Annotated in this window: 22 protein-coding genes; 18 read left to right on the top strand and 4 right to left on the bottom strand. The window is 72.1% G+C overall.

Annotation, left to right across the window (positions count from 1 at the left end):
- Positions 1-3 precede the first annotated feature (3 nt).
- Both gshB and LOC65_RS09110 read left to right on the top strand, forming a co-directional pair.
- A complete protein-coding gene (gene gshB, locus LOC65_RS09115) occupies positions 4-951 on the top strand; it encodes a glutathione synthase (protein ID WP_230247269.1) in 948 nt (315 codons plus the stop codon).
- Positions 952-1144: 193 nt separating this feature from the next.
- Entirely contained in the window at positions 1145-3058 is a 1914-nt protein-coding gene (locus LOC65_RS09110) for an ATP-binding cassette domain-containing protein (RefSeq protein WP_230247268.1), read from the top strand.
- An 83-nt stretch (positions 3059-3141) separates the two neighbouring features.
- On the opposite strand, the gene LOC65_RS09105 is transcribed toward LOC65_RS09110, so the two are convergent.
- Positions 3142-3888 (bottom strand): hypothetical protein, encoded by a 747-nt coding sequence (locus tag LOC65_RS09105; protein WP_230247267.1) that lies wholly within the window; start codon positions 3886-3888, stop codon positions 3142-3144.
- 64 nt (positions 3889-3952) lie between these two features.
- Complete coding sequence (locus LOC65_RS09100) at positions 3953-5359, bottom strand: PLP-dependent aminotransferase family protein (protein ID WP_230247266.1); 1407 nt, start codon at positions 5357-5359, stop codon at positions 3953-3955.
- Between the two features lie 102 nt (positions 5360-5461).
- Between LOC65_RS09100 and LOC65_RS09095 the strand changes: the two genes are divergently transcribed.
- Genes LOC65_RS09095 through LOC65_RS09080 form a run of 4 tightly spaced genes read left to right on the top strand, consistent with a single transcriptional unit; the run spans position 5462 to position 9167 of the window.
- The gene (locus tag LOC65_RS09095; protein WP_230247265.1) at positions 5462-6433 is read left to right on the top strand and encodes a DMT family transporter; all 972 of its coding nucleotides are present in this window, start codon (positions 5462-5464) and stop codon (positions 6431-6433) included.
- Complete coding sequence (locus tag LOC65_RS09090) at positions 6430-7599, top strand: PLP-dependent aminotransferase family protein (protein WP_230247264.1); 1170 nt, start codon at positions 6430-6432, stop codon at positions 7597-7599. The genes LOC65_RS09095 and LOC65_RS09090 overlap by 4 nt, the downstream gene beginning before the upstream one ends.
- Positions 7596-8429 carry a PhzF family phenazine biosynthesis protein gene (locus LOC65_RS09085; protein WP_230247263.1) on the top strand — a complete coding sequence of 278 codons (834 nt, stop codon included), beginning with the start codon at positions 7596-7598 and terminating at the stop codon, positions 8427-8429. The genes LOC65_RS09090 and LOC65_RS09085 overlap by 4 nt, the downstream gene beginning before the upstream one ends.
- Positions 8430-8438: 9 nt before the next feature.
- Positions 8439-9167, top strand: coding sequence for an alanyl-tRNA editing protein (locus LOC65_RS09080; protein ID WP_230247262.1), 729 nt, complete (start codon positions 8439-8441; stop codon positions 9165-9167).
- Between the two features lie 77 nt (positions 9168-9244).
- Here LOC65_RS09080 and LOC65_RS09075 read toward each other — a convergent pair whose 3' ends face one another.
- Complete coding sequence (locus LOC65_RS09075) at positions 9245-9700, bottom strand: cytochrome c (protein ID WP_029718433.1); 456 nt, start codon at positions 9698-9700, stop codon at positions 9245-9247.
- 190 nt (positions 9701-9890) lie between these two features.
- On the opposite strand from LOC65_RS09075, the gene LOC65_RS09070 reads away from it, so the two are divergent.
- From LOC65_RS09070 to LOC65_RS09050, 5 genes are read left to right on the top strand one after another with little or no spacing between them, the layout of a single operon-like run.
- The gene (locus tag LOC65_RS09070; RefSeq protein WP_009857421.1) at positions 9891-10583 is read left to right on the top strand and encodes a cytochrome b/b6 domain-containing protein; all 693 of its coding nucleotides are present in this window, start codon (positions 9891-9893) and stop codon (positions 10581-10583) included.
- 4 nt (positions 10584-10587) lie between these two features.
- On the top strand, positions 10588-11103 hold the full coding sequence (locus tag LOC65_RS09065) for a GNAT family N-acetyltransferase (RefSeq protein ID WP_230247261.1): 516 nt from the start codon (positions 10588-10590) through the stop codon (positions 11101-11103).
- 4 nt (positions 11104-11107) lie between these two features.
- Positions 11108-11959 (top strand): aldose 1-epimerase, encoded by an 852-nt coding sequence (locus tag LOC65_RS09060; protein ID WP_164962502.1) that lies wholly within the window; start codon positions 11108-11110, stop codon positions 11957-11959.
- Between the two features lie 4 nt (positions 11960-11963).
- Complete coding sequence (locus LOC65_RS09055) at positions 11964-12842, top strand: SMP-30/gluconolactonase/LRE family protein (protein ID WP_230247260.1); 879 nt, start codon at positions 11964-11966, stop codon at positions 12840-12842.
- Entirely contained in the window at positions 12839-14416 is a 1578-nt protein-coding gene (locus LOC65_RS09050) for a glycerol-3-phosphate dehydrogenase/oxidase (protein WP_230247259.1), read from the top strand. Before LOC65_RS09055 ends, LOC65_RS09050 begins: the two co-directional genes overlap by 4 nt.
- On the opposite strand, the gene LOC65_RS09045 is transcribed toward LOC65_RS09050, so the two are convergent.
- Positions 14417-16561, bottom strand: a complete 2145-nt coding sequence (locus LOC65_RS09045) for a protein-disulfide reductase DsbD (RefSeq protein WP_230247258.1) — start codon at positions 16559-16561, stop codon at positions 14417-14419.
- 202 nt (positions 16562-16763) lie between these two features.
- Here LOC65_RS09045 and LOC65_RS09040 point away from each other — a divergent pair, with 202 nt between their 5' ends.
- From LOC65_RS09040 to atpG, 7 genes are all read left to right on the top strand, one after another.
- A complete protein-coding gene (locus LOC65_RS09040; protein ID WP_029718431.1) occupies positions 16764-17240 on the top strand; it encodes an ATP synthase subunit I in 477 nt (158 codons plus the stop codon).
- 25 nt (positions 17241-17265) lie between these two features.
- Positions 17266-18138: a F0F1 ATP synthase subunit A gene (gene atpB / locus LOC65_RS09035; RefSeq protein ID WP_009858581.1), complete on the top strand. Its 873-nt coding sequence runs from the start codon at positions 17266-17268 to the stop codon at positions 18136-18138.
- 70 nt (positions 18139-18208) lie between these two features.
- Positions 18209-18472: a F0F1 ATP synthase subunit C gene (atpE, locus tag LOC65_RS09030; RefSeq protein WP_009858582.1), complete on the top strand. Its 264-nt coding sequence runs from the start codon at positions 18209-18211 to the stop codon at positions 18470-18472.
- An 84-nt stretch (positions 18473-18556) separates the two neighbouring features.
- A complete protein-coding gene (locus LOC65_RS09025) occupies positions 18557-19027 on the top strand; it encodes a F0F1 ATP synthase subunit B (RefSeq protein ID WP_009858583.1) in 471 nt (156 codons plus the stop codon).
- A 1-nt stretch (position 19028) separates the two neighbouring features.
- Positions 19029-19559, top strand: a complete 531-nt coding sequence (locus LOC65_RS09020; protein ID WP_009858584.1) for a F0F1 ATP synthase subunit delta — start codon at positions 19029-19031, stop codon at positions 19557-19559.
- A 34-nt stretch (positions 19560-19593) separates the two neighbouring features.
- A complete protein-coding gene (gene atpA, locus LOC65_RS09015; protein WP_009858585.1) occupies positions 19594-21147 on the top strand; it encodes a F0F1 ATP synthase subunit alpha in 1554 nt (517 codons plus the stop codon).
- Between the two features lie 131 nt (positions 21148-21278).
- A complete protein-coding gene (gene atpG / locus LOC65_RS09010) occupies positions 21279-22157 on the top strand; it encodes a F0F1 ATP synthase subunit gamma (protein ID WP_009858586.1) in 879 nt (292 codons plus the stop codon).
- The last annotated feature ends 10 nt before the right edge of the window (positions 22158-22167 follow it).

Below are 22167 nucleotides of genomic sequence, written 5' to 3'. Positions count from 1 at the left end.
TGCATGGACCTGCTCTTCGTCGCCGACCCGCTGGAAGGCTTCAAGACCACCAAGGACAGCACCTTCGCGATGATGCGCGAGGCCGCGCGCCGCGGCCACGGCCTGCTGCACTGCGAAGCGCGTGCGCTGCGCTGGCACAGCGGCGGCAGCGTCGTCGCCGACACGCGCCGCATCGAGCTCACCGGCGACGCGCACGACTGGTTCCGCGTCGTCGAGACCGTCGAGACGCGCATCGCCGACACCGGCGCCGTGCTGATGCGCCAGGACCCGCCGTTCGACAGCGAGTACTTCTACGCCACGCACCTGCTCGGCCAAGCCGAACGCGAAGGTGCGCGTGTCTTCAACAAGCCGGCGGCGCTGCGCGACCACCCCGAGAAGCTGGCGATCATGGAGTTCCCGCAGTTCACGCCGCCGACGCTGGTGACCCGCGACGCCGCGGCGGTGCGCGCCTTCCATGCCGAGCACCGCGACATCATCCTGAAGCCGCTGGATGGCATGGGCGGCATGGGCATCTTCCGCGTCGGCGCCGACGGCCTGAACCTGGGCAGCATCATCGAGACGCTGAACGCCGGCGGCACGCAGACGCTGATGGTCCAGCGCTACCTGCCCGAGATCGTGCAGGGCGACAAACGCGTGCTGATCATCGGTGGCAAGCCGGTGCCGCACGTGCTGGCGCGCATCCCGCAGGGCAGCGAGATCCGCGGCAACCTGGCCGCCGGCGGCAAGGGCGTGGCCCAGCCGCTGGCGCCGCGCGACCGCGAGATCGCCGAGGCCCTGGGCCCGGTGCTGGCGGCACGCGGGCTGCTGCTCGTCGGCCTGGACGTCATCGGCGAGCGCATCACCGAGATCAACGTCACCAGCCCGACCTGCTTCCAGGAGATCCAGCAGCAGACCGGCTTCGACGTCGCGGCGATGTTCGTCGACGCGCTGGAGGCGGCGCTGGCGGGGTGAGTCTGGCCGGCGGGGTCTAGCGGCCGGCGGGGTCTAGCTGAGCGGCCGGCGGGGTCAGGTCTCGCAAGACCTGACCCCGGACTTCTAGACCTGACCCCAGACTTCTGCGAGACCTGACCCCGGACTTCCGAGCGGCCGACGGGGTCAGGTCTCTCGAGACCTGACCCCGGACTCGAGCGGCGACAATCCCGCCATGGCCCTGATCACCCTCGCCGACGCCCACCTCGCGTACGGCCACGTGCCGCTGCTCGACGGCGCGGCCCTTGCCCTCGAAGCCGGCGAACGCCTGGCGCTGATCGGGCGCAACGGCGCCGGCAAGTCCTCGCTGCTGAAGATCCTCGCCGGCCTGGAGAAGGCCGACGACGGCACGCTGCAGCTGCAGACCGGCGTGCGCCGCGTCTACGTCGCCCAGGAGCCGGTGTTCGAGGCCGGCAGCACGGTCTTCGACGCCGTCGCCGAAGGCGTGGCCGAAGCGCGCGAGTTGCGTGCGCGCTTCGAGGCCCATGCGGCAGGGGATGACCTGGACGCGCTGCAGTCGCGCATCGAGGCGCTGGACGGCTGGACCTGGGAGCAGCGGGTCGACGAGGCGCTGCAGCGCCTGCAGCTGGCGCCCGAGGCCCGCGTCGACGCGCTGTCCGGCGGCATGAAGAAACGCGTCGCGCTGGCGCGCGCGCTGGTCGCCGCGCCCGACGTGCTGCTGCTCGACGAGCCGACCAACCACCTCGACGTCGACGCCATCGAGTGGCTGCAGGACCTGCTGACCGGCTGGCGCGGCTCGGCCGCCGGGGCGCGCGGCGCGATCGTCTTCGTCTCGCACGACCGCGCCTTCATCGACGTGGTGGCCACGCGCATCGTCGAGCTCGACCGCGGCCAGCTGCGCAGCTACCCGGGCGACTTCGCCGCCTTCGAGGCCGCCAAGCAGCGTGAACTCGAAGCCGAGGCGCTGGCCAACGCCCGCGCCGACAAGCTGCTGGCGCAGGAGGAGGTCTGGATCCGCAAGGGCGTCGAGGCGCGACGCACACGCAGCGTCGGCCGCGTCGCGCGCCTGGTGAAGCTGCGCGAGCAGCGCCGCGCGCGCCGCGAGGTGCTGGGCCAGGTGCGGCTGGAGCTCGACGCCGGCCTGCCGCCGGGCAAGATCGTCGCCGAGCTGCAGGACGTGACGATGCGCTACGGCGAGCGCACGCTGATCGAACGTTTCACCGCCACCATCCTGCGCGGCGACAAGGTCGGCCTGATCGGCCCCAACGGCGTCGGCAAGACGACGCTGCTGAAGCTGATCCTCGGCCAGCTGGAGCCGACCTCGGGCAGCGTGCGCCGCGGCACCAACCTGCAGGTCGCCTACTTCGACCAGATGCGCGCCGGGCTGGACCTGGACGCGACGCTGGCCGACACGATCAGCCCGGGCAGCGAGTGGGTCGAGTTCGGGGGCACGCGCAAGCACGTCAAGAGCTACCTCGGCGACTTCCTGTTCTCGCCGGAACGTGCCAACTCGCCGGTGCGCACGCTGTCCGGCGGCGAGCGCAACCGCCTGCTGCTGGCGCGGCTGTTCGCGCTGCCGGCCAACGTGCTGGTGCTCGACGAGCCGACCAACGACCTGGACATCGACACGCTGGACCTGCTGGAGGAACTGCTGCAGGGCTACGCCGGCACCGTCTTCCTCGTCAGCCACGACCGGCGCTTCCTCGACGACGTCGTCACCAGCACGATCGCCTGGGAAGGCGACCCGGCCTGGGGCGGGCGCCCGGGGCTGTGGCGCGAGTACGAAGGCGGCTACGAGGACTGGAAGATCCAGCGCGCACGCTCGCGTGCCGCGGCCGAAGCCGCCGCACCGCCGCCGCCGGCGGCCCCTGCGGCGCCCGCGCTGCGGCCGGCCAGCGTGCGCACCAAGCTCAGCTACAAGGAACAGCGTGAGCTGGACGCGCTGCCCGCACGCATCGAGGCGCTGGAGGCCGAGCAGAAGCAGATCGCCGAGCGCCTGGCCAGCAGCGAGCTCTACGTCAAGGAGCCGCAGGCCGTCGCCGGGCTGCAGACCCGTCACGACGAGATCGAGACCGAGCTGATGGCGGCGCTGGAGCGCTGGGAGACGCTGGCCTCGTTCGGTGGCTGAGGCTGGACGCAGGACGCCGGAAGGCGTCATGCGCCTGCCGAGGGCCCGAGCGCGATTGCACGCGCGAGGGCTGAGCAGCAGACTCAGAACCAGCCGTCGCCGCCGGCGGCCGGATGGGTGCGCGAGACGATCAGCCCGGCTTGCAGGTACAGCCCGTTGAGCAGGCGCATCGCGCGGCCGCGGTCGAAACCCGGCCATTCGGCGATCTCGCGCAGCAAGCTCGCCGATCGCCGCAGCCGGTGCACCGCTGCGGCCTGGGTGCCGGCCATCTTCAGCGCCGACAAGTCGGCGCCCGGCGCCAGACGGTAGGCCGCGGGGCCGGCGATCTCGGGCAGCAGCTCCTCGCGCGCGCCGTGCAAGGCCAGTTCCCACAGCAGCGGACCCAGCGGCGCGTGGCATTCGGCCTCGCCGACACGCGCCCGGTCGGGGTCGCCAGGCGGGCGCAGCAGCGCCGGCTCGACGTGCAGCACACGCAGCGCGGTCGGGTCGCCGGCCAGCAGCTCGGCCGGCGCCACCGGGGTGTGCACCAGGCGCTGCGCCGGGAACACCGTCAGCGGCACGACACGCTGCCCGTCCTGCAGGTGCAGCAGCAGCGCGCGGCCGTGGCGCACGCAGGCGGCCAGCACCTCGAGCACCTCCAGCCCGTCGGCGTCGTGGGCATCGAAACGCAGCAGGTCCTGCAGCAGCGACGGGTTCAGCCCGGACAGCCGGCTGGCCCCGGCGTCGACGTCGGGGCGCCGGGAGATCTCGTCGAGGTAACGCCGGAACGCGCTGACGCTCAGCAGGTCGGGGACGCCTGCCGGCAGCGTGGACTCGAACATGCCGCTCATGCCCGCCTCACTCGGAAGCCGTGGGACCGATGGTACGGACGCCCGGTGACAAGTGGAACGCCCATCAGCCGGCACGCGACAGCTGCTGCAGGCGCTGCCAGAAGCCCGGTTCCGACGAGGTGGCGAAGTTCACCCGCATCAGCGTCGTCGGCCGCCGCGTCGGATGGAAGAGCACGCCCGGCGCCGTCAGCCAGCCTTCGTCGAGCAAGTTCTGAGCCACTCGCTCGGTGTCGGCGCCGACGTCGATCCAGCCGAACAAGCCCTGCGGCGGCGTGACGAAACGGCAGCCCGCCGCCTCGGCCAGCGCCACGACCCGGTTGCGCGCGACCTCCAGCCGCGTGGTGATGCGCTCGGCATGGCGGCGCAGCAGGCCCTGCGACAGGCACCAGGCCAGCGCGTGTTCCAGCGGCCCCGGCGTGCCCAGCGAGCCGAGCAGCTTGGTGTCGATGAACCGTTCGACCAGCGCCGGCGCCGCGGCGACGAAACCGACGCGCCACTGCGGCGTCAGGATCTTCGAGAAACCAGAGACGTAGACCGTGCGCCGCAGACCGTCGAGCTGCGCCAGGCGCAGCGCGTGGGCCGGTGCCAGCCAGGCGTAGGTGTCGTCCTCGACGACGACGAAGTCGTGGGCCTCGGCCAGGCGCAGCACCTGGTGCGCGGCGGCCGCGGTGAGCGAGGTGCCGGTCGGGTTGTGCAGCACCGAGACGGTGACGTACAGCCGCGGCCGGTGCTCGCGCGCCAGCGCCTCCATCGCCGCCAGGTCGGGGCCGTCGGCAGCACGCGGCACCGGCAGCAGGCGCATGCCGGCGGCCGTCAGGCGCGCGAACTCGACCGACCAGCCGGGCTCGTCGACCAGCACCGCGTCGCCCGGGCGCAGCAGCGTGCGCGAGACGATGTCCAGCCCGTGCGTCGCGCCGATCGAGGTCATGATCTGCGCCGGCGACGCGGCGATGCCCAGGTCGGCCAGGCGCTGCGCCAGCGCCTCGCGCAGCGCGGCGTCGCCGGCCGGCTCGCCGTAGCGCAGCCAAGCGCCGGTGTCGCCGCCGCCCAGGCGGCGCAGCGCACGCTGCAGCAGCTCGCCGTCCAGCCACTCCTGCGGCAGCGTGCCCATGCCGGGCGCCGGCCGGCCCGACTGCGCCTGGAACATGCTGCGGATCAGCGCCGTGGCGTCCACCGGCAGCGGCATCGGCGCCGCGGCGCGCGACGCGGGCAGCGCGCGCGCCGGCTGCGTCTCGCGCACGAAAAAACCACGCTGCGGCCGGGCCTCGACCAGGCCGCGCGCCTGCAACCGCTCGTAGGCGCCGACGACGGTGCTGGCGCTGACACGGTGCCGGCGCGCGCAGTCGCGCACCGACGGCAGGCGTGCGCCCGGCGCCAGCAGGCGCTGGGTGATGCGCTCGGTGAAACGGGCGGCCAGTTGTTCGGCCAGCGTCTCGCCGGCGGCGCGCGCCAGCACGGGGGTCTCGTCCATCGCCGTCGGTGGCTGTATCGGTGGCGACATCGATACAGATCGTGGTTGTGTACCGGGAAAGTGTACTGACACTGTGCTGCTTGTCGACCCTAGACTGCGGCCATGACGATGCCGCCCCCTGCCCGAGACGCCCGCCGCGGCCTGTGGCTGGGTCTGCTCGCCGTCGTCGTCTTCGGCATGACGCTGCCGGTGACGCGGCTGGCGGTCGGCGACGCGTCCGACCCGCAGCTGCCGCCAGGTTTCGTCACCGCCGCACGCGCGGCGATCGCCGGGCTGTGCAGCGCGGCCTATCTGCTAGCGGTGCGCGCCCGGCCGCCGCGGCGCTCGCTGTGGCCGGCGCTGGCGGTCTGCGCCGCCGGCTCGGTGGTCGGGTTCCCGCTGTTCAGCGCGCTGGCGCTGCGCCAGGTCGACGCGATGCACGCCGCCGTCATCAGCGGCGTGCTGCCGCTGGCCACCGCCGTCGTCGCCGCGATCTGGCTGCGCCAGCGGGCATCGGCCGGCTTCTGGGCCTGTGCCGTGGCCGGCTGCGCGCTGGTGCTGGGCTTTGCCGCCTGGAGCGGCCACGGCCGCGTGCAGGCGGCCGACGGGCTGCTGCTGCTGGCTTTGTTCAGCGCTGCGGCGAGCTACGTCGCCGGCGCACGGGTCTCGCTGGAGATCCCGCCGGCGCAGACCGTCTGCTGGGCGCTGCTGTTCATGCTGCCGCTGACACTGCCGGCCGCGCTGCTGCAGTGGCCGGCCGCGCCGGTGCGCGCCGGCGCCTGGGCGGCGCTGGGCTACGTCGCGCTGTTCTCGATGTGGCTGGGCTTTTTCGCGTGGTACCGTGGCCTGGCCCTGGGCGGCGTGCTGCGTGTCAGCCAGGTGCAGCTGCTGCAGCCGTTCGTCGCCCTGCTGGCCGCCGTGCCGCTGCTGGGCGAGACCCTGGATGCGACCACCGTCGGCTTCGCCGCCGCGGCGGTGGGCCTGGTGGCGCTGGGGCGCCGCGTTTCGGCGGCCCCCGCGGCCGCCCCCCGCGCGCCGTCACCGGCCTGGCCGCCGGCCGAACCCGATCCCGAACCTGGAGCAATGATCCGATGAGCTGGCAGATGGCCCGCCGCGCCGAGCGGCTGAATCCTTCGACGATCCGCGAGATCCTGAAGCTGACCGAGAAGCCGGGCATCGTCTCGCTGGCGGGCGGCCTGCCGGCGGCCGACGGTTTCCCGGTCGAGGCGATGGCCGAGGCCACCGCCCGCGTCTTGCGCGACAGCGGCCGCGAGGCGCTGCAATACGCCGCCAGCGAAGGCTACGGTCCGCTGCGCGAATGGATCGCCACGCGCCTGGCGGCGCAGGGCCTGGACGCCGATCCGGCGCGCATCCTCGTCACCACCGGCTCGCAGCAGGGGCTGGACCTGGTCGGCAAGGTGATGATCGACCCGGGCAGCCGCGTCGCCGTCGAGTCGCCCACCTACCTCGGCGCGCTGCAGGCCTTCAACGCCTACGAGCCCGAGTTCGTCGCCGTCGACGGTGACGACCAGGGCCCGCGCCCGGAAGGTCTGGCGGCCGTTGCCGGCGCACGTTTCATCTATCTGCTGCCCAACTTCCAGAACCCGAGCGGCCGCTGCCTGAGCGACGAGCGCCGGCGTGCGCTGGCCGCCGCGGCGGCGGCTGCCGGCCTGCCGATCGTCGAGGACAACCCCTACGGCGACCTCTGGTACGACGAAGCGCCGCCGGCGCCGGTGTCGGCACACGCCGGCGACAACGCGCTCTACCTGGGTTCGTTCTCCAAGGTGCTGGCGCCGGGCCTGCGGCTGGGCTGGATGCTGGCGCCGCGCGCGCTCTTCCCCAAGCTGCTGCAGGCCAAGCAGGCCGCCGACCTGCACACGCCGGGTTTCAACCAGCGCATCGTGCACGAGGTCGTGAAGGACGGATTCCTCGAGCAGCACGTGCCGACGATCCGCGCGCGTTACGCCGCGCACCGCGACGCGATGCGCGCCGCGCTGGAAACACACCTGCCCGCCGGCTGCCGCTGGCAGGTGCCCAACGGCGGCATGTTCTTCTGGGTCGAGCTGCCGGCCGGCCTGGACGCGACGGCGCTGCTGCCGGCCGCGGTGGCCGCCGGCGTCGCCTACGTGCCGGGCGCGCCGTTCTTCGCCGACGGCGGCCACACCAACACGCTGCGGCTGAGCTTCGTCACCGTGCCGCCGGAGCAGATCGAACGCGGCATCGCGCTGCTCGGCGAGGTGCTGAAGGAGGCGGCGAAATGACCACACGCCGCTTCCACCAGGTCGACGTCTTCGCCGCCGAGGCGACCCAGGGCAACCCGCTGGCCGTCGTGCACGACGCCGACGGGCTGGACGACACGCAGATGGCCGCGTTCGCGCGCTGGACCAACCTGTCCGAAACGACCTTCCTGCTGCCGCCCACCGAGCCCGGCGCCGACTACCGGGTGCGCATCTTCACGCCCGGCGGCGAGCTGCCGTTCGCCGGCCATCCGACGCTGGGCAGCGCCTGGGCCTGGCTGGCCGCCGGCGGCACGCCGCGCGAAGCCGGGTTCGTCGTCCAGCAGTGCGGCATCGGCCTCGTGCGGCTGCGCCAGGCCGGCGGCCGGCTGGCCTTCGCGGCACCACCGCTGCTGCGCAGCGGCCCGGCCGACGCGCCGACGCTGTCGCAGGCCGTGCACGCGCTGGGCGTGGCGCCGGAGGACGTCGTCGGCCACCAGTGGGTGGTCAACGGCCCGGAGTGGCTGGCGATCCGGCTGCGCACACGCGCCCAGGTGCTGGCGCTGAAACCCGACATGGCGGCGATGGGGCGGCTGAAGCTCGGCGTCGTCGCCGTCGACGACGACGGCGAGACCGCCGCCGAGGTGCGCGCCTTCGTGCCCGGCATCGGTGTCGCCGAAGACCCGGTGACCGGCAGCCTGAACGCCGGGCTGGCGCTGTGGCTGATCGGCAGCGGCGTGCTGCCCGGGCGTTATGTCGCCGCGCAGGGCACGGCGCTGGGGCGCGCCGGGCGGGTGCACGTCGAATCCGACGGCGACACGGTCTGGATCGGCGGCGAGGTCACGCCCTGCATCGAAGGCCGCGTCACGCTCTGAAGGGACCGCATGCAACCCACCGAAGAACTGTTCCGCGACGACGCGACGCTGGCCGAATGCGACGCGACGGTGCTGGCCGTCGAGGCCGACGGCGGCATCGTGCTCGACCGCACGGTGTTCTACCCGCAAGGCGGCGGCCAGGCCGGCGATGCCGGCGAGCTGCTCGCCGCCGACGGCCGCCGCGTCGCCATCGCCGACACACGCAAACACCCCGAGCACCCGGGCGTCGTCGTGCACCGCGCGGCCGAAGGCGCCGAGCTGTCGTGGCTGGCGCCGGGCACCGCCGTGCGCGCGGCGATCCACGTCGCGCGCCGCCAGGCGCACCGGCGGTTCCACAGCGCGACGCATCTGCTGTGTGCGCTGGTGCCGCAGCCGGTGGACGGCTGCTCGATCACCGCCGGCTACGCGCGGCTCGACTTCCACATGACCGAGCCGCTGGACAAGGACCTGCTCAGCGCCGGCCTGGCGCGCCTGGTCGCCGAGGCGCGGCCGGTGCACACCCGCTGGATCTCGGAGGACGAGCTCGACGCCAACCCGCAACTCGTGCGCAGCATGAGCGTGCAGCCGCCGCGCGGCCAGGGCCGCGTGCGCCTGGTCGAGATCGAGGGCCTGGACCTGCAGCCCTGCGGCGGCACGCACGTCGGCAACACGGCCGAGATCGGCGCCGTCGTCGTGACCAAGATCGAGAAGAAATCAGCCAAGACGCGGCGCGTCGTGCTCGGCTTCGCGGACACCTGAAACGAAATCGGCGAAGCGGGCCGGAACCTCGCTTCGCCGACGGGCGTGGGATCAGCGGCGCCGCAGCGCCGCGGCGATCACTTTTCCTTGAACTTGTCGTGGCAGCCCTTGCACGAGCCGCCGGTCTCGCCGACCGCGGCCTTGATCTGGGCGAAGTCACCGGTCTTGCCGGCCGCGTCGAGCTTCTCGACGGCGGCGACGTACTTGTCGGCGGCGGCCTTGAAGCCGGCGGCGTCGCTCCAGACAGCGGCCTTGGCTTCGGTGCCATGGCCCTTGTCGGTGCCCGGGCCGAAGGCCGTCAGCGGCAGCTTGGCCAGCGTCGAGACGATCGCGATGTTCTCGGCGGCGACCTTGGCATCGAACGGCGCCTTGCCCTGGGCCATCGCAGCAACGCGGCCGAAGTGGCTGGCGATCAGCGTGAACGCGCTCTGGCGGTACTCGATCGCGTCACCGGGCTTCTGGAACTGCGCGGCGGCGGGCAGGGCGGTGACCAGGCCGGCCACGGCAGCGGCGGCGAGGGACATCTTTTTCATGCAGGCACTCCGTTGGGGTTATGCGTGAACGCTCGGGCACGAGACCCGGCGGCGCGAGTCTAAAGCCCCCACGATCGATACCACCCCGGGTTTCGACAAACTCGGCGCGGATCGCCGGCATTCGGCCGCGACGCCCCGGGATGGGGTTATGGTTGCACCTCCCACCTCGAAGAAGGAGCCCCCGCACCCCATGGCCGCGCCCGACCTCTCGCCCCGCCCGACCCGCATCTGGGACCTGCCCACGCGCCTGTTCCACTGGGCGCTGGCCGCCTCGATCGTCGTCTGCTTCGTCAGCGGCAAGATCGGCGGCAACGCGATGGAGTGGCACTTCAAGGCCGGTTACGTCGCCTTCGGGCTGATCGCCTTCCGCCTCGCCTGGGGCCTGGTCGGCGGCCGCTGGTCGCGCTTCGTCAACTTCATCTACGCGCCCGGCACGGTCCTGCGCTACCTGAAGGGCCGCTCGCGGCCCGAGGAGATGATCGAGGTCGGCCACAACCCGCTGGGCAGCTTCTCGGTCTTCGCGCTGCTGGGCATCGTGTCGATCCAGGTCGCCACCGGCCTCGTCGCCGACGACGAGATCGCCAACACCGGGCCGCTGTGGCGTTTCGTCGAAAGCGAGACCGCGCTCGACGCCACGTCCTGGCACAAGGGGCCGGGACAGTGGATCATCATCGCCCTCGTGTCCCTGCACATCGCCTCGATCGTGTTCCACCGCCTGCGCGGCCACAACCTGGTGCTGCCGATGCTCACCGGCGACAAGCCGCTGCCCGCCGGCACGCCGGCCAGCGCCGACGGCTGGTCGCAGCGCCTGCTGGCGCTGGTGCTCGGCGCCGCGGCCTGGGCGCTGGTCAGCTGGGTGGTCTCGCTCGGCGCGCTGAACTGACGCCGTGGACACGCCCGACATCCAGCTCGTCGAACCCGCCGCCAGCGACGAGACCCTGCTGGACGCGGCACGCGAGATCCTGCGCGAATACGCCGAGGGCCTGGACATCGACCTGTGTTTCCAGTCCTTCGACGAGGAACTGGCGCAGCTGCCCGGCGACTACGCCGCGCCGGACGGCGCGCTGCTGCTGGCGTTGGTCGACGGCCAGGTCGCCGGCTGCGGCGCGTTCCGCGCGCTGGCCGACGTCGACTACACCAACGCCTGCGAGATGAAGCGCCTGTACGTGCGGCGCGCCTTCCGCGGCTTCGGCATCGGCCGCATCGTCGCGCAGGCGCTGCTCGAACGTGCGGTGCAGGCCGGCTACTCCAACATGCTGCTCGACACGCTGGACGACATGGAGGCCGCGCGCGGCCTCTACGAGTCGCTCGGCTTCGAGGAGATCCCGCCCTACTACTACAACCCGATTCCGGGGGCGCACTACCTGCGCGCCGACCTGGCCGACGGTCTGACACGCTGGTGACCCGATGACCCCTTCCGCCCTCGAACTGCGCGCCGGCGAGCTGCGCCTGGCCCTTCGCCCCGACCTCGGCGGCGCTATCGCCGGCCTCTGGCTCGGCGAGCTGCCGGTGCTGCGCAGCACCGAGCCGGCCGAGCTGGCGAGTTCGCGCCTCGCCGCCTGCTACCCGCTGGTGCCCTACTCCAACCGCCTGGGCTACCGCCGCCTGCGCTGGCACGGCCACGACCACACGACCGCGCCGAACGAGGCCGGCAGCCCGCACTCGCTGCACGGCATCGCCTGGCAGCGCGGCTGGGAGGTGCTGGAGGCCGACGCCGCCAGCGCCACGCTGGGCCTGGTGCACCCGGGCGACTCGCACTGGCCGTTCGCCTTCGAGGTGCGGCAGCGTTTCGTGCTCGAGCCCGACGCGCTGAAGGTCTCGCTGGAACTGCGCAACACCGGCGCCGAGCCGCAGCCGGTCGGCCTGGGCTGGCACCCGTATTTCCCCAAGCGCGCGCGCAGCCGGCTGCATGCCGAGGTCGCCCAGCGCTGGGACAGCGACCCCAGCGGCCTGCCGACACGCGCCGTGCCGCAGCCGGGCATCGACGCCGACGTCGCCCACCTGAGCTTCGACCACTGCTTCGACGGCTGGCGCGGGCCGGCGCGCATCCGCGACGAGAAGCTGTCGCTGCGCCTGACGTCGTCGATGTCGCGCCTGGTGGTCTACACGCCGCCGACCAAGCCCTACTTCTGCGTCGAGCCGGTGAGCCACGTCAGCAACGCCGTGCACATGGCCGACCCGCTGGCCCACGGCCTGGTCGACGTCGCGCCCGGCGCCGGCACCGAAGCCTGGATGCGGCTGGACATCGCCCCCGTCTGAGGCCATGCAGGTCGACGCGCTGCCCGTCGCGCCCTGCGGCACCGGCGAGTCGCCGTTCTGGTGGCCCGAGCAGGGCGCGCTGTACTGGTGCGACATCCCGGGCCGGCGCGTGCACCGCTGGCGCGCGCGCGACGGCGTGCATGACAGCTGGGACCAGCCCGAAGACGTCGGCTGCATCGCGCCGCACCTGGACGGCGGCCTGATGCTGGCGCGCCGCGACGGCCTGTTCCGCCTGGACCTGGCCACCGGCGCGACGCAGCGCCTGGCGCCGCCGCCCTACGACCGCACCTCGCAGCGTTTCAACGACGGCAAGGCCGACCCGCAGGGCCGCTTCTGGGTCGGCACGATCTGCGAGCCGCGGCTGCCGCCGCGCGCCGCGCTGTACCGCTGGGCCGACGGCGCGCTGGACCCGCAGCTCGACGCCGCCAGCACCAGCAACGGCCTGGCCTGGAGCCCCGACGGAGCGACGATGTACTGGTGCGACACGCAGGCCCACCGCATCGAGGCCTTCGACTTCGACGCCAGCGACGGCTCGCTGTCGCGGCGCCGGGTCTTCCACCAGTTCCCGCCGAAGCCCGCCGACGGCTCGCTGGCCGGCTACGGCGGCCGGCCCGACGGCGCCGCGGTCGACGTCGAGGGCGGCTACTGGGTGGCGATGTACGAGGGCGCGCGGCTGCTGCGTCTCGCGCCCGACGGCCGCGTGCTGGCCGACCTGGCGCTGCCGGTGCGCTGCCCGACGATGCCGTGTTTCGGCGGTGCCGACCTGCGCACGCTGTACGTCACCAGCGCCATGCCCAAGGGCGACGCCGGCCCGCTGGACGGCCGCGTGCTGGCGCTGCGCGTGGACGTGCCCGGTTTGCCGGTGAACTTCGTGCACGCGTGAAGCCCGCCAACGAGGATCGCGCGCGCCGCTGGGCGCGCCTGAGCGAAACACGCGACTGGGACCTGGTCGTCGTCGGCGGCGGCGCCACCGGCCTGGGCGTGGCGCTGGACGCCGCGGCGCGCGGCTTCTCGGTCGCGCTCGTCGAGTCGCACGACTTCGCCCAGGGCACTTCGTCGCGCGCCACCAAGCTCGTGCACGGCGGCGTGCGCTACCTCGCGCAGGGCAACGTGAACCTGGTGCGCGAGGCGCTGCACGAACGCGCGGCGATGCTGTCCAACGCGCCGCACGTCGCCCAGCCGCTGCCCTTCGTGATGCCCGGCTACCACTGGTGGGAGCGCGGCTTCTACGGCACCGGGCTCAAGCTCTACGACGCGCTGGCCGGCGCACGCGGCCTGGGCGCCACCGAGTGGCTGGGCAGCGGGCAGGTGCGCACGCTGCTGCCCGGCGTGCAGCCCCGCGGGCTCTGGGGCGGCGTCAAATACTGGGACGGCCAGTTCGACGACGCCCGCTACGCCGTGCTGCTGGCGCGCACCGCGGCCGCACGCGGCGCGGTCGTGCTGAACCACTGCGCCGCCGTCGCGCTGCAGCGCCGCGACGGCCGCGTGCACGGCGTCGTCGTGCGCGACGCCGAGACCGGCGCCGAGGCGACGCTGTCGGCGCGCTGCGTCGTCAACGCCGCCGGCGTCTGGGTCGACACGCTGCGCGAGCTGGACCGCGAGGCCGGCGCCGCGCCGCGCAAGCCGCTGGTCGCGCCGAGCCAGGGTGTGCACCTGGTCGTCGACAGGCGATTCCTGCCCGGCACGCACGCGCTGCTGGTGCCCAAGACCGCCGACGGGCGCGTGCTCTTCGCCGTGCCCTGGCTGGGCAAGCTGATCCTCGGCACGACCGACACGCCGCGCGAGGACCTGGCGCGCGAGCCGCAGCCCTTCCCGGCCGAGGTCGACTTCATCCTGCGCGAGAGCGCGCGCTATCTGCAGCAGGCGCCGCGGCGCGAGGACGTGCGTTCGGTCTGGGTCGGCCTGCGCCCGCTGGTGCGGCACGACGGCGAAGCCGGCGACACCAAGGCGCTGTCGCGCGAGCACACGGTGCTGGTGTCGCCCAGCGGCCTGGTCACCGTCACCGGCGGCAAGTGGACGACCTACCGCGCGATGGCCGAGGACGTGCTCGACCGCTGCATGGCGCAAGGCCTGCTGCCGCGCCGGCCGGCCGGCGCGACGGCACGGCTGCAGCTCGTCGGCGCGGCACCCGGGCGCTCGCTGACGGCGCCGCCGGGTGAACACCTCTACGGCAGCGAAGCGGCGGCGCTGCGTGGGCTGCCGGGTGCGGAGCACTGGCTCTGGCGCGACGGCGACGGCGGCCTCAGCGAGGCGATGGTGCGTTTCGCCGCCCGCCACGAGGCGGCGCGCACGGTCGAGGACGTGCTGGCGCGGCGCTCGCGCCTGCTGTTCCTGGACGCCGCCGAGGCCGGCCGCCTGGCCGGCGTGGTGGCCACGATCCTCGGCGACGAGCTGGAGCGTGAACTCGATCCGGCGCCGTTCGAGGCGCTGGCCGCGCGCTACACGCGGCTGCCCTGATCAGGCCGGCGCGCCCGAAACCACCGGCGACACGCCCGGCAGCTCGGCCAGCATCTCGCGCACCTCGGCCGGGCTGAGGATCTCGCTCAGCACCCGCGGCGCGCCGCCCCCCGGCGTGTACAGCGCGTAGACCGGCACGCCGCTGCGGCCCAGGCGCGCCAGTTCGGCGGTGATCGCGGCGTCGCGGCGCGTCCAGTCGGCGCGCAGCAGCACGACGCCGCGGGCGCGGAACTCGGCCAGCACCTCGTCGCGCGCCAGCGTCGTGCGCTTGTTGACCTGGCAGGTCACGCACCAGGCGGCGGTGAAGTCGACGAACACCGGTTTGCCCTCGGCCAGCGCCTGCGCGGCACGCTCGGCGCTCCAGGGCTGCCAGTCGGCTTCGACGGCAGCGGTGGCCGCCGGCGGCGCCTCGCGCCAGGCCGGCAGCGCCCAGGCCAGCGTCGCGCCGAACAGCGCCAGCGCCAGCAGGCCGAAGCCGGTGCGTGCCCGCACGCCGAGCGAACGCGAGCCGAAGGCCCAGGCGGCGAAGGCCAGCGCCACGAGCAGCGCCAGCAGCGCCGCGGCACCGTCGATGCCCGTCTGCTGGCCCAGCACCCAGACCAGCCAGACCACGGTGGCGAACATCGGGAAGGCCATCACGACCTTGAAGTGCGCCATCCAGACGCCCGGGCGCGGCAGCGCGCCGGCCAGCCGCGGCCAGGCGCTGGCCAGCAGATAGGGCGCGGCCATGCCCAGACCCAGCGCGGCGAAGACCGTCAGCGCCTGCGCCGGCGGCAGCGTCACCGCGACGCCGAGCGAGGCGCCCATGAACGGCGCCGTGCACGGCGAGGCGACGGCGACGGCGAGCACGCCGGTCAGCAGCGAGTCGACCAGCGGATGGCGCGCGCGCGCCGCCGCCCAGGACGACGGCAGCACCGAGCCGAACTCGAAGACGCCGGCCAGGTTCAGGCCGATCAGCGTGAACAGCAGGGCCAGCGCCGCGACGACACCCGGCTGCTGCAGCTGGAAGCCCCAGCCGAGCTGCTCGCCGCCGGCGCGCAGCGCCAGCAGCAGGCCGGCCAGCGCGACGAAGGAGGCGACGACGCCCGCCGTATAGGCCAGGCCGCCGGCGAGCAGCTTGGCGCGGTCGTGCGCGTGGGCGGCGAAGCCCAGCACCTTCAGCGACAGCACCGGGAAGACGCAGGGCATCAGGTTCAGCATCAGGCCGCCGCCGAAGGCCAGCGCGAGCGCCAGCGCCAGGGAGGTGTCGGCCGGCGGCGCGGCCGGCGGGGCCACGGCTTCGGCGCCCGCCCCGGCCTCGGCCACCGGCGGCCAGGCGCCGGCGACGGCGGCCGTGAGCTCCAGCCCGGCCGGCACGCCGTCGCGCACCAGCACCAGCTCCAGCGCCGGCGGCGCCTCGGTGCGCTGCGCGTCGATCTCCAGCCGCGCGGTCCAGGTCGAGCCCGACCACGAGGCCTGCGGCACGGCGGCGTTGCGCAGCGCGCCGGCGGTGGCCGGCAGCACGTCGAGCGCGGCGCCCTGCCAGTCGGCCGGCAGGCCCTGGATCTCGACGACGACGGCCTGGCCGTCGATGCGGGCGCTGGCCGTCGCGCCGGCGGCCGGCACCGGCCGCGCGGCCTCGGCGGCGGCGAACTCGGCGGCATGCGCCGCGATCGCCTGCTCGCGCGGCAGCGACAGCACGAAGTCGCCCGACTCGGGGATGCAGACCTCCTTGCAGACCAGCCACTCGGCGTGCAGCGTGACGTCGAGACGCTCGGCCTTGAAGCCGTCGGCGATCGCGAGCGGCACCGGCAGCAGCAGCGTGCCGTCGTAGCCGAAGTTCATCAGCGGCCCCACCGGCAGGCGCTGCGGCGTCGGCCAGCGGATGTCGCCGGCGGCAGCGCCTTCGGGCAGCGTCCAGGCGAAGGTCGTCGGCAGGCCCGAGTCACCCGGGTTCTTCCAGTAGCTGTGCCAGCCGGGCTGGTGGCGCAGCAGCAGGCCCAGCGCCATCGGCCGGCCGGCCCCCAGGCCCTCGGGCGCGTGGACGACGAGTTCGGCCCGCACCTGGGGGGTCGTCACGACCGCGCCGGGGGCCGCCGAGACGGGCGGCGCGGCCAGCGCGAGGACAAAGGCGGCGAGGGTCAGCAGCGGGCGCAGGAGCAGCATCGGATGACGGGCCGACGGCCGGGCCGTCGAGTGGGGCGCAGCAGGCGCCGAAGGGCCCCGATTGTCCGCCAGCGCCCGCGCGCCCGAGGGCGCCGACCCGGCCTGCCGAAGGGCCGCCTTACAGCGTTTCCGGGTGTTCCGACTTGACCGGGGTTTATCCGTATAATGCGCCGGCTTTGCTGTCCGCATCCCCCGACTCACCATGGCGATCGACCGTAAATTGCAGGCCGACCCTTGGGAGGACGATGACGCGGCAGCCCTGGCTGCCTTCAAGCCGCTGACCCGCGAGCAAGCTCGTGCCCTGCGCCAGAAGAACCCGCTGCTGTCTCCGTGGCGGGTGATCCTTGCGCAGGTGGTGGTCGGCGTGGTGGTCGCGCTGCTCGCAGCGACGATCACGGGCCGCCTGGCAGCCGGATGGTCGGCGCTTTACGGCGCCGCCACCGTGGTCCTGCCGAGCGCCCTGATGGCGCGCGGTGCGACCAGCCGATTCAGCAGCATGTCGCCCGGCGCCGGTGTCGTCAGCTTCATGTTGTGGGAGTCGGTGAAGATCGCGGTCTCGGTCGCCATGCTGATGCTGGCGCCGAAGCTCGTGCAGGACCTGAACTGGCCGGCATTGCTGGCGAGCCTGGTGCTGTGCATCAAGACATACTGGGTCGCGCTCCTGTGGCGCGGCCGCTGACACGACGACACGGGACGACCAGAACATGGCAGCCGAAGGAACCGCAGGACACGCGCCGACCGCGGGCGAGTACATCGTCCACCACCTGCACCACGCGCAGACCGGTCACCAGACCGGGGTCGTCGACTTCTCGGTCATCAACCTCGACTCGGTGTTCTTCGCCGTCACGCTGGGCATCCTGACCTGCGGCCTGCTGTGGATGGCGGCGCGCAAGGCCACCTCGGGCGTTCCGGGCCGCTTCCAGGCCGCCGTCGAGATGCTCGTCGAGATGGTCGACAACCAGGCCAAGGACATCGTCCACAACGCCCAGAGCCGCAAGTTCGTCGCGCCGCTGGCGCTGACGGTCTTCGTCTGGGTGTTCATGCTCAACGCGATGGACCTGCTGCCGGTCGACCTGCTGCCCTGGCTGTGGCAGACCGCCAGCGGCAACCCCGAGGCCTACCTGCGTGTCGTGCCGACCGCCGACCTGTCGATCACGATGGCGCTGTCGGGCACCGTGCTGCTGCTGTGCCTGTACTACAACCTGAAGATCAAGGGCCTGGGCGGCTGGGCGCACGAGCTCGTCACCGCTCCGTTCGGCACGAGCAAGAACCCGCTGTTCGCCGTGCTGCTGGGCATCGTCAACCTCGCGATGCAGCTCGTCGAGTTCGTCGCGAAGACGGTTTCGCACGGCATGCGGCTGTTCGGCAACATGTACGCCGGCGAGCTGATCTTCCTGCTGATCGCGCTGCTCGGCGGTGCGTTCACCCTTTCCGCCAGCGGTCTGGCGCTGTCCCTGCTGCACATCGTGGCCGGGACGGTGTGGGCCATCTTCCACATCCTGATCATCACGCTGCAAGCGTTCGTGTTCATGATGCTGACGCTGGTGTACGTCGGTCAGGCGCACGACTCGCACTGACGGTTTGCCCCGGGGCAGTTCCTGCCCCTTCTTCCCCTTTCTCCACTTTCGCATTTAGCAAGGAGTCATCATGGAACTCATCGGTCTCGTCGCTCTCGCCGCCGGCCTGATCATCGGTCTCGGCGCCGCCGGCGCCTGTATCGGTATCGGCGTCATGGGCAGCAAGTACCTGGAATCGGCCGCGCGTCAGCCCGAGCTGATGGGTGAACTGCAAACCAAGATGTTCCTGCTGGTCGGCCTGATCGACGCCTCGTTCATCATCGGCACGGGTATCGCGCTGTGGTTCACCACCGCCAACCCGTTCCTCGGCCAGATCGCCGCCCTGGCGAAGTAATCCGGCACGCGGCCTGATCGCCGCGAATCGGACGGCTCAGCGCGAGGCAGCCGTTTTTCGCCACAAGCGTTTCGAGGACACAAAGTGAGCATCAACGCGACACTGATCATCCAGATGATCGTGTTCCTGATCCTGGTCGGGTTCACGATGAAATTCGTCTGGCCGCCGATCGTCAAGGCGCTCGACGAGCGCGCCGCCAAGATCGCCGACGGTCTGTCGGCGGCCGACAAGGCCAAGTCCGATCTGGCGGCTGCGAACCAGCGCGTCGAGCAGCAACTCTCGGCTGCGCGCAACGATGCCCAGAAGCGTCTCGCCGACGCCGAGCGTCTCGCGCAGCAGATGATCGAGGAAGCCAAGGGGCGTGCCACCGAGGAAGGGGCCAAGATCATCGCTGCGGCGCGAGCCGAAGCCGAGCAGGAAGCCGTGAAGGCCCGTGAGGCGCTGCGCGAGCAGGTCGCCGGGCTGGCCGTCAAGGGCGCCGAGCAGATCCTGCGTCGCGAAGTGAATCCCGGCGTTCACGCCGAGCTGCTGTCGCGCCTGAAGGCGGAGCTCTGACATGGCAGAGCTCGCGACGATCGCCCGGCCGTACGCCGAAGCGCTGTTCCAGGCCGCCGGCAGCGATGCCGCGGCGCTGGCGCCGCAGATCGACGCGCTGGCCGCCGTGGCGGGCAACGCCGAACTGCGCCAGTTCGCCGACCACCCGAAGGTGCCGGCCTCGCAGGTCTACGACGTCATCGCCGGCGTCGTCGGCCAGGCGCTCGACCCGCGCGCGGCCAACCTGCTGCGCACCGTCATCGAAAACGGCCGCCTCGTGGCGCTGGCCGAGGTCGCGGCGCAGTTCCGCACCCTGGTCAACGCTTCCGGCGGCGTCTCCGACGCGACGGTCTACAGCGCGTTCCCGCTCGACGGCGCGCAGCTCGCCGAGGTCACGGCCTCGCTCGAGAAGCGCTTCGGCCGCAAGCTGAACGCGCACGTCGAAGTCGACCCGGAGCTGATCGGCGGCGTGCGTGTCGTCGTCGGCGACGAGGTGCTCGACACCTCGGTCCGCGCCCGTCTCGAACAGATGAAGGCCGCCCTGACCGCCTGACAGCCGTCGAGCGTGCGCCCTTCGAGGAGAACCTATGAACCTGAATCCCGCTGAAATTTCCGAGCTGATCAAGAGCCGCATCGAAGGCCTTGGCGTCTCGACCGACATCCGCAACCAGGGTACGGTCGTCTCGGTGACCGACGGCATCTGCCGCGTTCACGGCCTGTCCGAGGTGATGGCCGGCGAAATGCTGGAGTTCCCGCCCACCGCGAGCGGCCAGCCGACCTACGGCCTGGCTCTGAACCTCGAGCGCGACTCCGTCGGCGCGGTGATTCTGGGCGAGTACGAGCACATCTCCGAAGGCGACACCGTCAAGTGCACGGGCCAGATCCTGTCGGTGCCGGTCGGCCCCGAGCTGATCGGCCGCGTCGTCAACGCGCTCGGCCAGCCGATCGACGGCAAGGGCCCGATCAACGCCAAGATGACCGACGTCATCGAGAAGGTCGCGCCGGGCGTCATCGCCCGCAAGTCCGTCGACCAGCCGGTGCAGACCGGCCTGAAGTCGATCGACTCGATGGTGCCGATCGGCCGTGGCCAGCGCGAGCTGATCATCGGCGACCGCCAGACCGGCAAGACCGCGGTGGCGATCGACACGATCATCAACCAGAAGGGTCAGAACATGACCTGCATCTACGTCGCGATCGGCCAGAAGGCTTCGTCGATCAAGAACGTGGTGCGCTCCCTGGAACAAGCCGGCGCGATGGACTACACCATCGTCGTCGCGGCCTCGGCGTCGGAATCGGCGGCGATGCAATACGTGTCGGCCTACTCCGGCTGCACGATGGGCGAGTACTTCCGCGACCGCGGCCAGGACGCCCTGATCATCTACGACGATCTGTCCAAGCAGGCCGTCGCCTACCGCCAGGTCTCGCTGCTGCTGCGCCGCCCGCCGGGCCGCGAAGCCTTCCCCGGCGACGTGTTCTATCTCCACAGCCGCCTGCTCGAGCGCGCCGCTCGCGTGAACGCCGACTACGTCGAGGCCTTCACGAAGGGCGAGGTCAAGGGCAAGACCGGTTCGCTGACCGCGCTGCCGATCATCGAGACGCAGGCCGGCGACGTGTCCGCCTTCGTGCCGACGAACGTGATCTCGATCACCGACGGCCAGATCTTCCTGGAAACCAGCCTGTTCAACGCCGGCATCCGTCCCGCGATCAACGCCGGCATCTCGGTGTCGCGCGTCGGTGGCGCCGCGCAGACCAAGCTGATCAAGAGCCTGTCGGGCGGCATCCGTACCGACCTGGCGCAGTACCGTGAACTGGCCGCGTTCGCGCAGTTCGCCTCCGACCTCGACGCTGCCACCCGCAAGCAGCTCGACCGCGGCGCGCGCGTGACCGAACTGCTGAAGCAGGCCCAGTACTCGCCGCTGCCGATCAGCCTGATGGCCGCGACGCTGTACGCCGCGAACAAGGGCTACCTGGACGACATCGACGTTAAGAAGGTTCTGGCCTTCGAACACGGCCTGCACCAGCACCTGAAGTCGAGCCACGCCGCGCTGCTGGCCAAGCTCGAGAACGACAAGGCGATGGACAAGGCCGCCGAGGAAGAGCTGGCCGGCGCGATCGCCGCGTTCAAGAAGTCCTTCGCCTGAACATGGCCCGCCCCCGGAGCGCCTTCGGCGTCTGTCCCTTCGGCCCGCAACGGGCCGTTGCGGGGCTTCGGGGCGTCGCCGCCGGACCGGCTTCGGCCGGTTCTGCGGCGTCCGCTTGACTGGAGTGCCACATGGCAGTCGGAAAAGAGATTCGCGGCAAGATCAAATCGGTGGAGAACACCAAGAAGATCACCAAGGCCATGGAAATGGTCGCCGCGTCCAAGATGCGCAAGGCGCAGGAGCGCATGCGCGCTGCGCGCCCGTACGCCGACAAGGTGCGCAACATCGCTGCGCACCTGTCGGAAGCCAATCCTGAATACAAGTCGCCCTACCTGCGCGCCGGCGGCACGACGAAGAAGGTCGGCTTCATCGTCGTGACCACCGACAAGGGTCTGTGCGGCGGCCTGAACACCAACATCCTGCGTGCCGTCACGCAGAAGATGAAGGACGTGCAGGCGGCCGGCGGCTCGATCGCGACGGTGGCGATCGGCAACAAGGGCTTCGGCTTCCTGAACCGGATCGGCGCGCAGGTCATCGGCCACGCGATCCAGCTCGGCGACGCGCCGCAGCTCGAGAAGCTGATCGGCCCGGTCAAGGTCATGCTCGACGCCTTCGTGGCCGGCGAGATCGACGAAGTGCATCTCTGCTACACGAAGTTCATCAACACGATGAAGCAGGAGCCGATGGTCGAGCCGCTGCTGCCGCTGGCGCCGTCGCGCCTGGAGCAGACCGCCACCGAGAAGAAGGCCTACGCCTGGGACTACATCTACGAGCCCGAGGCGTCGGTGGTCATCGACGAGCTGCTCACGCGCTACATCGAGGCGCTGGTCTACCAGGCCGTGGCCGAGAACATGGCCAGCGAGCAGAGCGCGCGCATGGTCGCGATGAAGGCCGCCACGGACAACGCCGGCAACCTGATCGCCGAGCTCAAGCTCGTCTACAACAAGACCCGCCAGGCCGCGATCACGAAGGAACTGTCGGAAATCGTGGGTGGCGCCGCCGCCGTCTAAAGATACGAAT

It is taken from the genome of Rubrivivax sp. JA1055 (genome assembly GCF_020966565.1).
GTDB classification, from domain to species: domain Bacteria; phylum Pseudomonadota; class Gammaproteobacteria; order Burkholderiales; family Burkholderiaceae_C; genus Rubrivivax; species Rubrivivax benzoatilyticus.
This window is presented reverse-complemented; position numbering and strand designations above follow the sequence as displayed.

Coding starts and splice junctions, on each gene's coding strand:
- LOC65_RS09080 (WP_230247262.1), top strand. CDS start 8,439: ATGCAACCCACCGAAGAACTGTTCCGCGACGACGCGACGCTGGCCGAA.
- LOC65_RS09070 (WP_009857421.1), top strand. CDS start 9,891: ATGGCCGCGCCCGACCTCTCGCCCCGCCCGACCCGCATCTGGGACCTG.
- LOC65_RS09090 (WP_230247264.1), top strand. CDS start 6,430: ATGAGCTGGCAGATGGCCCGCCGCGCCGAGCGGCTGAATCCTTCGACG.
- LOC65_RS09040 (WP_029718431.1), top strand. CDS start 16,764: ATGGCGATCGACCGTAAATTGCAGGCCGACCCTTGGGAGGACGATGAC.
- atpA (WP_009858585.1), top strand. CDS start 19,594: ATGAACCTGAATCCCGCTGAAATTTCCGAGCTGATCAAGAGCCGCATC.
- gshB (WP_230247269.1), top strand. CDS start 4: ATGGACCTGCTCTTCGTCGCCGACCCGCTGGAAGGCTTCAAGACCACC.
- LOC65_RS09020 (WP_009858584.1), top strand. CDS start 19,029: ATGGCAGAGCTCGCGACGATCGCCCGGCCGTACGCCGAAGCGCTGTTC.
- atpG (WP_009858586.1), top strand. CDS start 21,279: ATGGCAGTCGGAAAAGAGATTCGCGGCAAGATCAAATCGGTGGAGAAC.
- LOC65_RS09105 (WP_230247267.1), bottom strand. CDS start 3,888: ATGAGCGGCATGTTCGAGTCCACGCTGCCGGCAGGCGTCCCCGACCTG.
- LOC65_RS09055 (WP_230247260.1), top strand. CDS start 11,964: ATGCAGGTCGACGCGCTGCCCGTCGCGCCCTGCGGCACCGGCGAGTCG.
- LOC65_RS09095 (WP_230247265.1), top strand. CDS start 5,462: ATGACGATGCCGCCCCCTGCCCGAGACGCCCGCCGCGGCCTGTGGCTG.
- LOC65_RS09110 (WP_230247268.1), top strand. CDS start 1,145: ATGGCCCTGATCACCCTCGCCGACGCCCACCTCGCGTACGGCCACGTG.
- LOC65_RS09085 (WP_230247263.1), top strand. CDS start 7,596: ATGACCACACGCCGCTTCCACCAGGTCGACGTCTTCGCCGCCGAGGCG.
- LOC65_RS09060 (WP_164962502.1), top strand. CDS start 11,108: ATGACCCCTTCCGCCCTCGAACTGCGCGCCGGCGAGCTGCGCCTGGCC.
- LOC65_RS09075 (WP_029718433.1), bottom strand. CDS start 9,700: ATGAAAAAGATGTCCCTCGCCGCCGCTGCCGTGGCCGGCCTGGTCACC.
- LOC65_RS09045 (WP_230247258.1), bottom strand. CDS start 16,561: ATGCTGCTCCTGCGCCCGCTGCTGACCCTCGCCGCCTTTGTCCTCGCG.
- LOC65_RS09100 (WP_230247266.1), bottom strand. CDS start 5,359: ATGGACGAGACCCCCGTGCTGGCGCGCGCCGCCGGCGAGACGCTGGCC.
- atpE (WP_009858582.1), top strand. CDS start 18,209: ATGGAACTCATCGGTCTCGTCGCTCTCGCCGCCGGCCTGATCATCGGT.
- atpB (WP_009858581.1), top strand. CDS start 17,266: ATGGCAGCCGAAGGAACCGCAGGACACGCGCCGACCGCGGGCGAGTAC.